At 70.9% G+C, this 9,806-nt stretch carries 9 protein-coding genes, 2 tRNA genes and 1 pseudogene; 7 read left to right on the forward strand and 5 right to left on the reverse strand.

The genetic code is table 11. The features are described 5' to 3' along the window. A pseudogene (locus tag AC1DP0_RS12105) lies at positions 1-492 on the forward strand (LLM class flavin-dependent oxidoreductase); the annotation flags it as partial. 56 nt (positions 493-548) lie between these two features. Then, positions 549-956, forward strand: coding sequence for an NUDIX hydrolase (locus AC1DP0_RS12110; RefSeq protein WP_478084813.1), 408 nt, complete (start codon positions 549-551; stop codon positions 954-956). Between the two features lie 76 nt (positions 957-1,032). On the opposite strand, the gene AC1DP0_RS12115 is transcribed toward AC1DP0_RS12110, so the two are convergent. The 4 genes from AC1DP0_RS12115 to pepN all read right to left on the reverse strand — a co-directional run bounded on the left by AC1DP0_RS12115 (position 1,033) and on the right by pepN (position 6,048). Then, positions 1,033-1,653: a hypothetical protein gene (locus AC1DP0_RS12115; RefSeq protein WP_478084814.1), complete on the reverse strand. Its 621-nt coding sequence runs from the start codon at positions 1,651-1,653 to the stop codon at positions 1,033-1,035. 144 nt (positions 1,654-1,797) lie between these two features. Next, complete coding sequence (locus AC1DP0_RS12120) at positions 1,798-2,184, reverse strand: globin (protein ID WP_478084815.1); 387 nt, start codon at positions 2,182-2,184, stop codon at positions 1,798-1,800. Between the two features lie 87 nt (positions 2,185-2,271). Continuing rightward, positions 2,272-3,195 (reverse strand): mechanosensitive ion channel family protein, encoded by a 924-nt coding sequence (locus AC1DP0_RS12125; protein ID WP_478084816.1) that lies wholly within the window; start codon positions 3,193-3,195, stop codon positions 2,272-2,274. Between the two features lie 270 nt (positions 3,196-3,465). Further along, the gene (gene pepN / locus AC1DP0_RS12130; protein WP_478084817.1) at positions 3,466-6,048 is read right to left on the reverse strand and encodes an aminopeptidase N; all 2,583 of its coding nucleotides are present in this window, start codon (positions 6,046-6,048) and stop codon (positions 3,466-3,468) included. 137 nt (positions 6,049-6,185) lie between these two features. On the opposite strand from pepN, the gene AC1DP0_RS12135 reads away from it, so the two are divergent. The 4 genes from AC1DP0_RS12135 to trmB all read left to right on the forward strand — a co-directional run bounded on the left by AC1DP0_RS12135 (position 6,186) and on the right by trmB (position 9,360). Beyond that, a complete protein-coding gene (locus tag AC1DP0_RS12135; RefSeq protein ID WP_478084818.1) occupies positions 6,186-6,821 on the forward strand; it encodes a mycothiol-dependent nitroreductase Rv2466c family protein in 636 nt (211 codons plus the stop codon). Positions 6,822-6,904: 83 nt separating this feature from the next. Next, positions 6,905-7,387, forward strand: a complete 483-nt coding sequence (locus tag AC1DP0_RS12140) for a ribose-5-phosphate isomerase (RefSeq protein WP_478084819.1) — start codon at positions 6,905-6,907, stop codon at positions 7,385-7,387. A gap of 115 nt (positions 7,388-7,502) precedes the next feature. Then, positions 7,503-8,546, forward strand: coding sequence for a PP2C family protein-serine/threonine phosphatase (locus AC1DP0_RS12145; RefSeq protein WP_478084820.1), 1,044 nt, complete (start codon positions 7,503-7,505; stop codon positions 8,544-8,546). 52 nt (positions 8,547-8,598) lie between these two features. Next, the gene (trmB, locus tag AC1DP0_RS12150; RefSeq protein ID WP_478084821.1) at positions 8,599-9,360 is read left to right on the forward strand and encodes a tRNA (guanosine(46)-N7)-methyltransferase TrmB; all 762 of its coding nucleotides are present in this window, start codon (positions 8,599-8,601) and stop codon (positions 9,358-9,360) included. Between the two features lie 85 nt (positions 9,361-9,445). Here trmB and AC1DP0_RS12155 read toward each other — a convergent pair. Further along, a tRNA-Pro gene (locus AC1DP0_RS12155) sits at positions 9,446-9,519 on the reverse strand. 108 nt (positions 9,520-9,627) lie between these two features. On the opposite strand from AC1DP0_RS12155, the gene AC1DP0_RS12160 reads away from it, so the two are divergent. Next, positions 9,628-9,698, forward strand: a tRNA-Gly gene (locus AC1DP0_RS12160). The last annotated feature ends 108 nt before the right edge of the window (positions 9,699-9,806 follow it).

Consider the following 9,806-nt stretch of genomic DNA (forward strand, 5'->3'; position numbering starts at 1 on the left):
ATCTACGCGGGGCTGCTCGGTGAGCCCGCCACCTTCACGTATGCCGGGAGGTACTACAGCGCCGGAGCCAACGACTTCCTGCTGCCGCCGCCCACCCCGCAGCGGCCCCACCCGCCCGTCTGGGTCGTGGGCGCGCCGAGCCCGGGCGGTGGTCGGCAGCGCTCGCTCGAGCGGGCGGCCCGTTGGCAGGGTCTGATCCCGGCGATCCACACCCCCGACGGTCGACCCAAGACGGTCGAGGCGTTCACTGCAGTCGTCGATGCCGTGCGCGGGCTCCGTGCGGAGCAGGGACTGCCCTGGGAGGGCTACGACGTCGTCATCGAGGCGGACTCGTGGGGTTCGTTCACCAGCCTCGAGCCGGCGGAGCCCGCCGCCTGGGAGCAGGCCGGGGCGACGTGGTGGATCGAGAGCTGGTGGGACGTGCCTCAGGGCCGTGAGGGTCTGGCCGAGGTGCGCCGCCGCGTCGCCGCGGGCCCGCCGCCGTTGCGCTGAGCCCCGGGGGCGCCGGTGGCCGCGGCCACTGGTGGCGTGGCGCTACCGTCTGGTGCATGACGACCTTTGTCACGGCTGCCTTCTGCCTCGTCCGGGACGGGAGGCTGCTCACGGTGCGCAAGGCCGGGTCCGTGCGCTTCATGCTGCCCGGCGGCAAGATCGACCCGGGGGAGAGCGCTCGTGAGGCGGCGGTGCGTGAGGTCATGGAGGAGGTCGGGCTCGACGTCTCGGGCCTCGGTGAGCGCCTCGGCCGCTTCCACGACGTCGCGGCCAACGAACCCGACGCCTGGGTCGACGCCACCGTCTACGTCACGCACCTGCGGCCGGACGACGTCCCCGCCCCGCTCGCCGAGATCGCCGAGCAGCGCTGGCTCGGGCTCGACGACGAGCTGCCCGCCGACCTCGCCCCCCTGCTGAGCAACCACGTCGTGCCGTCGCTGAGGGCGCATCTCACTCCACGCTGAAGGGCGTCCCTCCGCACCGGGGTGACGCCCTTCAGCGGCTGCGCGTCATCGGGTGCTCGTCAGCTGGGGCGCACCGTCAGCGAGGCCCGCCGTGCATGTCGATGACGCCGGCCTTCGCCGCCTTCTTGACGGCGTCGGCCTCGGCCTGGGTCAGCTTGCCGTCCTTGACGGCCTGTGCGAGCCGGTCGTCGAACGCCTTCTGCTCGCCGGCCTCGTGGGCTGCCCGCAGGTCGGCGAAGGCCGCCTTGACCTTGGCTGCGTCGATGCCGAGCTTGCTCGCGAGCTTGGTCGCCAGCTCGTCCTGCATGGTCGCCGGGTCGGGCTTCGTCGAGGTGCCCTGACCGGGCGTGTGGGCGGCGCGGAGCTCGTCACGCACGGCCTTCAGCGCGTCGGCGAGCTTGGTCTGGTCGACGCCCAGCTTGGTGGCGAGCGCTGAGAGGTCCACGCCCGCACCCATCCCCCTGCCCATGCCACCGTGGCGACCGCCGGGACCCCAGCCGTGGCCGGGGACGCTGCCGGTCGTGCCCTGGTCCGCGTCTCCCTGCGTCGAGGTCGCCGTCGGGGTGGGAGTGGTTGTGCTCGCGTCGTCCGCGCGCGCCACCTGCGTGACGCCGAGGCCGATGACCGCTGCCGCGGCACCCGCGGCAGCGACGCCCGCCACCTTCTTGTTCAGCGGCTTCCCGTTGATCGACAGCATGCGCGTCCTTCCGTCATGGTTTGCCGGGCGCACGCACCCGGACGGTGGTTCTCCTGCGACCAGCGAACACCCCGGTTTCGAGCCCGCAGCCGTGAACGGGCTGTGAGTTGCTGTGAGTCGCACCGGGAGCAGGCCGGTGGCGCGTCAGAAGGTGCCGTCGGGACCCGGCGCATTGACGAGGCTGTATGCCGCCCGTGTGAGGTAGTCGCGCAGCCGGTCGTCGTTCTCGGGCGAGAGCTCCAGGGTGTCGACGGCGTTCATCATGTGCAGCAGCCACCGGTCGCGCATGTCGGGCGTCACCTGGAAGGGGAGGTGACGCATCCGCAGTCGCGGGTGACCGCGCTGCTCGGAGTAGGTCGTCGGGCCGCCCCAGTACTGCTCGAAGAACATCCGGAGGCGCTCCTGCGCCGGGCCGAGGTCCTGCTCGGGGTAGAGGGCACGCAGCGGCTCGTCCTCGGCGACGCCGCGGTAGAACTCGCGCACGAGCCTGGCGAAGGTCTCGTGGCCCCCGAAGTCGTCGTAGTACGTCACGTCGGTCAGTCTCGCAGAGCCGGGTTCAGGGTCGCCGTCCGGCTGCCGCGCTGCCGGGTCGAGGGCCGGGCGGCCTCCGCTCGACCGTCACTTCGGGGCGGGCCCGCCGTAGGGCGTCATGACGGGCAGCGGGCTGCGCACACCCTCCCGGTCGAAGGCCCTCTTGACCCGCTCGCGGATCTCGCGCTGCACGCCGAACTGCTCGTTGGCGATCGTCTTGGCGATGATGCGGATCGTGATGGCGCCGTTGGCGATCGACTCGACACCGACGACGTTGGGCTCCTCGAGGAGGATGTCCTTGTAAGCGGCGTCGTCGTCCATGACGCTCACGACGTCACGGATGACGGAGATCGCCTTCTCGACGTCCTGGTCGTAGGCGACGGGGATGTCCACGATGGCTGTCGACCAGCCCTGCGTCTTGTTGCCGATCCGGACGATCTCGCCGTTGCGGACGTACCACGTCATGCCGCCGGCATCACGCAGCTGGGTGACGCGCAGCGACACGTTCTCGACCGTGCCGACGACCTCACCGGTGTCGATGACGTCACCGACGCCGTACTGGTCCTCGACGATCATGAAGACACCGGACAGGAAGTCCTTGACGAGGCTCTGCGCACCGAAGGCGAGCGCCACGCCGCCGACGCTCGCCGAGGCGAGCATCGGTCCGAGCGGGATCCCGACCAGGGACAGGACGGTCAGGGCGGTGATGCCGAGCACGACGAACGTCGTGATGCTCTTGAGCAGGGCGCCCATCGTCTGGGTCCGTTGCACGTGTCGCACGTTCGCGCCACGGACGGCCTGGAGGGCGCGCCCCGCGCCGGGGATGCTCGCGAGTCGCTCAGCGCGCCGCGACGTGGCCGTCGCGACGACCCGGTTGATGAGCCGGTGCAGCACGAAGCGCGCGAGCAGACCCACGACGACCACCGTGATGATGAGCAGCGGTGTGCCCACGAGCCAGTCGCCGACCCCAGCCCACGTGAGGTTGGAGAGGTCAGGCATCGAGAGGTTCACGGGCAGCTCCTGCGAGGGAGACGGACTCGGTGTCGGGGTGGGTGTGGAGGTCAAGGGGGTCACAGCGGTCAGGTTCGTGAAGGCGTCGATCACAGGTTCTCAGCGGGTTCTCAGTCAGGTCGTCGGTCAGGTTGCCCGTCAGGGCGTCGGTCAGGTTGCCGGTCAGGTCGCCGGTCAGGTCGCCGGTCAGGTCGTGGGTCAGGCTTCGGCCGGGAGCCGGCAGAGCCGGCGTGCGGGGCCGCCCTTCGGGCCGGCCCCGCACCCCGTGGCTCAGCCGCGGCGGTCCCGCTCCTGCGCCACCAGCGCACGGGCGATCATGTCGCGGTTCTCGGCGACCGTGCGCACCAGGCCGGGCGCCGCGTCGGCGTTGGCGGCGAGCCAGGCGTCCGAGGCGTCCTTGAGCTGCTGGCTCGCCAGCGAGAACGGGTAGAAGCCGCCGACGACGCGTTCGCCGATGGCGACGCTCCGCTCGGCCCACGCGTCGATGAGCATCGCGTGGTACTTCTCGACGTAGGGCTCGAGCAGCGACAGGTCGGCGCTCCGGCGGAAGCCGGCGCTGATGGCCTCGACCATCTGGTTGGACAGGTCGTTGCGCTCGACGGCCTTGGCCCAGGCGTCGGCCTTGGCCGCTGCGGTGGGCCGGGCGGCGAGCGCCTCCGCGGCGCGCTCCTTGCCGGTGGCCGTCGGGTCCCGGTCGAGCTCGGTCGCGATCTCGACGTCATCGGCCGCGCCGAGGGCTGCTAGAGCCTTGATGAAGGTCCACCGCAGCTCCGTGTCGACGGTCAGCTCGGGGAGGGACTCGGCGCCCGACAGCAGCGCGCGCAGGCGCGGCTCGTCGGCCGGGTCGGACGTCGTGCCCGCCCAGGCCTCGACGAGCTGGAACTGGGCGTCACTGCCGGCCTCCGCCGTCTCGGCCAGAGAGCGCAGCGACGACGACAGCAGGGCGGACACCTCGGCGCGGTGCTCCGGTGCCGTGTAGAGGCGCGCCGCCGTCGAGATCTGGCCGAGCAGGACGCGCAGCAGGGTCGAGTCGGTCTCGCCCGGCATCGACTCGAGGACGAAGCGCACGAAGTCGCGGGCCGGCATCTCGCCGTCACGGGTCATGTCCCACGTCGCGCCGAGCACGAGCGAGCGGGGCAGCGAGTCCTGGAAGCCGCGGGGCAAGGAGAGCGCCGTGGCGAGCGAGCGCTCGTCGAGGCGGATCTTGCCGTAGGCGAGGTCGTCGTCGTTGAGCAGCAGCAGGTCGGGCTGCTCCTGGCCGACGAGCTCCGCGAGCTCGGTGCGCGCGCCGGTGATGTCCACCTCGTCGTAGCCGACCCGCTCGAGCGCGTCGCCGGCCGCCCCCGCTTCATCGCGTCGGACGGCGTACCGGCCGATGCCGATGCGGTGCGGACGGAGCGTCGGGTGCTCGTCCGTGGCGGTCTGGGTGATCGCGAACGAGCTGTAGCGACCGTCCGCGTCGACCTCGAAGACGGGCCGCAGCGTGTTGACGCCGGCCGTCTCGAGCCACAGCTTGCTCCACTCGGKCAGCTCGCGGCCGGAGGCCTTCTCGAGCTCGCCGAGCAGGTCCGAGAGCGTCGTGTTGCCCCACGCGTGCTTGCGGAAGTACTCGCGCAGCGCGGCGACGAAGGGCTCACGGCCGACGTACGCGACGAGCTGCTTGAGCACCGACGCACCCTTGGCATACGTGATGCCGTCGAAGTTGACCTCGACGTCCTCGAGGTGACGCATGTCGGCGGCGATGGGGTGCGTCGAGGAGAGCTGGTCCTGGGTGTAGGCCCACGCCTTCTCCGCGGTGCCGAACGTCGTCCACGCGCTCGTCCACTCGGTGGCCTCGGCCTGGCACGTCGTCGAGGCCCACTCGGCGAAGGACTCGTTGAGCCAGAGGTCGTCCCACCACTTCATGGTCACGAGGTTGCCGAACCACATGTGGGCCAGCTCGTGCAGGATCGTCAGCGCCCGGCGCTCGATCTTGGCCTCGGAGACCTTGGACCGGAAGACGTAGACCTCGACGAAGGTCACGGCGCCGGCGTTCTCCATCGCGCCCATGTTGTACTCGGGCGTGAAGATCTGGTCGTACTTCTCGAACGGGTACGGCTGGTCGAACTCCGCCTCGAAGAACGCGAAGCCCTTCTTCGTGCAGTCGAAGATGTTGTCGGCGTCGAGGTACTGCGTCAGCGACTTGCGGCAGTAGACACCGAGCGGCACGACACCCTTGCGGGTCTGCACCTCGTCGCGGACCTCGTCGTAGGGGCCGGCGATGAGCGCCGTGATGTACGAGGAGATGCGCTGCGTCGGCTCGAACGACCACGTCGCGCGCTCGACGCCGTCGGCCACGCCGGCCRCCCGGGGGGCGGGCGTGGGGGAGTTGCTGATGACCTTCCAGTGCGCGGGCGCGGTCACCGTGAAACGGAAGGACGCCTTGAGGTCCGGTTGCTCGAACACGGCATACATGCGCCGGGAGTCCGGGACCTCGAACTGCGTGTAGAGGTAGACCTCGTTGTCGACCGGGTCGACGAAGCGGTGCAGTCCCTCGCCGGTGTTGGTGTAGCGCCCCGTCGCGTCGACGGTCAGCTCGTTCTCGGCGGCCAGGCCGGGCAGGGCGATCCGCGAGTCCGAGAACACCTCGGCCGGGTCGAGGTCGACGCCGTTGAGGGTCACCTTCTCGACCGAGTCGGCGATGAGGTCGATGAACGAGCCGGCGCCGGGCTCGGAGCAGGTGAACGCGACGGTGGTGACGGTGTGGAAGTTCTCCGGGCCCGTGGTCAGGTCGAGGCGGACGTCGTAGGAGTCGACGCGCAGGATGCCCGCGCGGCTGGCCGCCTCGTCGCGGGTGAGGTTCTTGCCGGGCACGTAGGGACCTCCTGGGAAGGGTTCGGGGGTGCGACGGTGCGTCGGTGGACGGCGTCGTCGCGGGCCATCCTCGCACGGAACCCCCACCGGTCCGCCACCGCAATCGGCGCGTCCCGGGCAGTGCCATGATGGGCCGCATGGCCGATGCGAAGGACAGCCCGAGGACGAGCGGCGACGCCGTCGAGATGTGGTTCGACCCGATCTGTCCGTGGGCGTGGATGACGTCGCGCTGGCTGATGGAGGTCGAGAAGCTGCGTGACCTCGACGTGACGTGGTCGGTCATGAGCCTTGCGGTGCTCAACGAGCACCGGCACGACCTCGACGCCGCCTACCGGGCGCGCATGGACGAGGCGTGGGCCCCGGTGCGCGTCATCATCGCCGCCGTCGAGGCGCACGGCGACTCCGTCATCAAGCCCCTCTACGACGCCATGGGCACCCGCATCCACCTGCGGAAGATCGCCGACTTCGACCAGGTGATCCGTGAGTCGCTCGAGGAGGTCGGCCTGCCCGCGGCGCTCGCCAAGGAGGCCCACCACAAGAAGCACGACGCGGCGCTGCACCGCAGCCACAAGCGCGGGATCAGCCTCGTCGGCACCGACGTCGGCACGCCGATCATCGCCGTCAACGGCGTCGCGTTCTTCGGCCCGGTCGTGACGCCCACCCCGAGGGGCGAGGAGGCCGCGCGGCTGTGGGACGGGTGCGTGCTCGTCGCCGGCACCCCCGGCTTCTACGAGCTGAAGCGCAGCCGCACCCAGGGCCCCATCCTCACCTGAGACCGACCTCACTGCCTCACGCCCTCCACCCGGTAGCAACCCAGGTTCCTCAAGACACCACTTCGACGCACCCAAGGACGGACATGCGCATCCACATCGGCGGCGACCACGCGGCATACGAGCTCCACCAGTCCCTCGCCGCCCACCTGCGCGACGCCGGCCACGACGTCGTCGACCACGGCCCGTTCGAATACGACGCGCAGGACGACTACCCGGTCTTCGTCCTGCGGGCGGCCGAGGCCGTCGCCGCCGACCCGGGCTCGCTCGGCGTCGTGCTGGGCGGCTCGGGCAACGGGGAGCAGATCGCCGCCAACAAGGTCGCGGGCATTCGGGCGGCGCTGGCCTACAGCGCCGAGCTGGCACGCCTGGCGCGCGAGCACAACAACGCCCAGGTCGTCTCCATCGGCGCCCGGTTCACGCCGGACGACGTCGCCAAGGAGATCGTCGACGCCTTCGTCGCGACGAACTTCACCGATGAGGCACGGCACAGCCGGCGTCTGGGTATGGTTTCGGCGTACGAGAACACGGGGGACTTGCCGGCTTTGCCGGATTCGTCCGCGCGCTGACCGCATGACGTCCGCCGTCCCCTCCATCACGGCGAGGAGGCACGTGTCCAGGATCGAGAGCGTCGTCTCTCGGCGCTCTCACTACGCTGCCGGTCCGGTACGCCGCCTCCGGCAGATGGGCGCGTGGCTGGGCCGGGCGCCGTGGGTTCTCGTCAGCGCCTTCCTCGCCCTGGGCGTCGCCGCGACGGTGTCGATCTTCGTCTGGCCGGTGTACGTGCCGTGGGGCGTGTATGCCTTCGTCGTCGTGCTCTCGGGCCTCTTCCTCGAGCCCCGGCTGCTGCTCGTGGTCTACATCGGCCTCTTCCTCGCCATGTCGATCCTCGGCGCCTACCTGGGCGAGCTGAAGCCCGCGAACACCGGCGCCGAGATCGTGACCGTCGCCATCATGGCGTTGATGCTGTGGCTCTCGCACGCCCGGGCCCAGGTCGGCGTCGTCGGGGTCAGCGGTGAGTCGATGCTCGTCGACATGCGGGACCGGCTCCGGGCCCAAGGGGAGCTGCCGCCCCTGCCCCCCTCGTGGCGGGCCGAGGTCGCCCTCGAGTCCGCCTACGGCGACGGGTTCGCCGGTGACTTCGTCGTGGCGAGCCGTTCCACCGATGGCGCCACCCTCGAGATCGCCTTGGTAGACGTCTCGGGCAAGGGCCGCGAGGCAGGCACCCGGTCGCTGCTGCTCTCCGGTGCCCTCGGTGGCCTGCTGGGGGAGATGAGCGAGGGTCGCTTCCTCCAGTCCGCGAACAACCACCTGCTGCGGCTGCGCTGGGACGAGGGCTTCGCCACGGCCGTGCACGTCGCCGTCGACCTGGACAGCGGCAACTTCACCATCGGGTATGCCGGCCACCCGGCGGCCGCGCAGTTCGCGGCGGGTTCCGGCCGGTGGCGGATGCTCGCCGGCGGGCGGGGGCCGTTGCTCGGTGTCATCGACCATGCGGACTACCCCCGCGAGACGGGCACGATCCGTCGCGGTGACGCGCTCGTGCTCTACAGCGACGGCGTCATCGAGGCCCGCGACAAGACCCTCGTCGACGGCATCGACCGCATGCTCGGCCGGGCCGAGTCCTTCGTCCGCACCGGCTTCGAGGGCCTCGCGCAGCGGCTCTGCGACCAGGCCGCGGCCGGCCTCGGTGACGACCGCGCCGTCGTCACCATCTGGCGCACCTGAGACGTCGCCGGCGCGTGCGTCGGCCGTCGTCGCGGCTCACTACGATGCCGGGGTGAGCCAACAGCCAGACGCATCCGATGCCGTGCCCATCCCGACGGCGAGCACGCCGGCCGCGTCGACGGGCCGCAAGGAGCACGTCGTCCCCGACCTCCCGCCGGGCGTCACGCCGGCACGGGTGCGAACGTTCGTCCGCCGGGGCCGGCTGTCGTCCCTGACCAGGGACCGCGTCGAGCGCCTCGCGCCGTCCCGGTCCCTGCCCGAGGGCCCCTTCGACGCCTCGGCCGCCTTCGGGCGGAGCGCCCCCGTCGTCCTCGAGATCGGCTGCGGGCACGGGCATGCTGCGATCGCGTATGCCGCAGCCTTCCCCGAGCACGACATCGTGGCCATGGACGTCCACACCCCCGGACTCGCCCGGATGCTCGCCGACGCCGATGAGGCCGGGGTGCCCAACCTGCGCGTCGAGATCGGCGACGCCGTGCCCTTCCTCGAGGACCGGGTTCCGGACGCCACGTTCGACGCCGTCCACCTCTTCTTCCCCGACCCGTGGCGCAAGCAGAAGCACACGAAGCGGCGGTTCGTCAGTCCCGCGAACCTCGACCTGCTCGCCCGCACCCTCAAGCCCGGTGGGCACGTGCTCATCGCCACCGACCAGGACTTCTACGCCGAGCACGCGCTGGCCGAGGTGGCGACGCACCCGCGCTTCGAGGCCCATCGGGTCGGGCGTCCCCAGTGGCGGCCGCGAGATGGCTTCGAGGCCAAGGGGATTGCCGTGGGACGCACCATCAACGAGCTCCGCCTGGATCTCGTGGGTTGACGCCACGGGCGCAATCCCGTCACGGCACGAGCCGGACCTACTTCCGTAGGTCCGGCTCGTTCCGATGTCCTGAGACATCACACGGTCGGGGCAACAGGATTCGAACCTGCGACCTTCCACTCCCAAAGCGGACGCGCTACCAAACTGCGCCATGCCCCGTCGGGTCCGGGTGCCGGACACGAACGCGCCCGCGGGCGGGTCGATTTCGGCGGACCGGACGCGAACCAGTAGGCTAGCGCAGCGGGTCGCCGGCAGGACCGGCGCCTTGCGGGCGTAGCTCAATGGTAGAGCCTCAGTCTTCCAAACTGATCACGCGAGTTCGATTCTCGTCGCCCGCTCCGAACCCTGAGTGCCGAGCAGCTCAGCGAGCAAACGAGAGCCCCGCCCACCTGAAGGTGGGCGGGGCTCAGTGCGTGTCGAGTCAGGTCACGGGTCGCACTTGGAGG

Source organism: Terrabacter sp. P5_B1, from assembly GCF_056400505.1.

Excerpts from the sequence above, each read along its gene's own strand:
- AC1DP0_RS12110 (WP_478084813.1), top strand. The coding sequence starts at position 549 with ATGACGACCTTTGTCACGGCTGCCTTCTGCCTCGTCCGGGACGGGAGG.
- AC1DP0_RS12115 (WP_478084814.1), bottom strand. The coding sequence starts at position 1,653 with ATGCTGTCGATCAACGGGAAGCCGCTGAACAAGAAGGTGGCGGGCGTC.
- AC1DP0_RS12135 (WP_478084818.1), top strand. The coding sequence starts at position 6,186 with ATGGCCGATGCGAAGGACAGCCCGAGGACGAGCGGCGACGCCGTCGAG.
- AC1DP0_RS12140 (WP_478084819.1), top strand. The coding sequence starts at position 6,905 with ATGCGCATCCACATCGGCGGCGACCACGCGGCATACGAGCTCCACCAG.
- AC1DP0_RS12145 (WP_478084820.1), top strand. The coding sequence starts at position 7,503 with ATGGGCGCGTGGCTGGGCCGGGCGCCGTGGGTTCTCGTCAGCGCCTTC.